Origin of the sequence: Nonlabens antarcticus, assembly GCF_015356755.1 — a bacterium.
Lineage (GTDB): Bacteria > Bacteroidota > Bacteroidia > Flavobacteriales > Flavobacteriaceae > Nonlabens > Nonlabens antarcticus.
Window position 1 is genome coordinate 1 of sequence record NZ_JADFCO010000047.1, and the last position, 367, is coordinate 367.

At 40.1% G+C, this 367-nt stretch carries 1 protein-coding gene; it reads left to right on the forward strand.

Annotated elements, in window-relative coordinates; all coding sequences use genetic code 11:
• The coding region (locus IQ282_RS14910) for a hypothetical protein (RefSeq protein WP_228547164.1) at positions 1-199 on the forward strand (199 nt) is incomplete at its 5' end.
• Positions 200-367: the final 168 nt, after the last annotated feature.

Below are 367 nucleotides of genomic sequence, written 5' to 3' on the forward strand. Positions count from 1 at the left end.
AGTCCTCCTTCAGCGCAGGTGCTTTGTAGGTATCACCAGAGCGCATTCCAGTTATTTTTACTGGGGGAATATAAACAACCCACCCAGGGAATACCTAGAAGAAAACCAGGCGATAAATAAAGCGAGCATACTTTTAGGGACTATCAGAGATCAACCTGAAAAAACCTTCCATTTATTTCAGGGTATAAATACTTGGTAATATGGGGGTTAAAAATAAATGTGTAAATAAATGAATTTTTCTGACGGAAAAGTTTGGTGGTAAAGAAAAAGGGGGCGTATATTTGCACCCGCTTACGAACAGAGACACACTCTAAAAAATAAGCAACGTTCACTGGAAGACTGGGAAAAACTAAAGAGGAGGGCATCG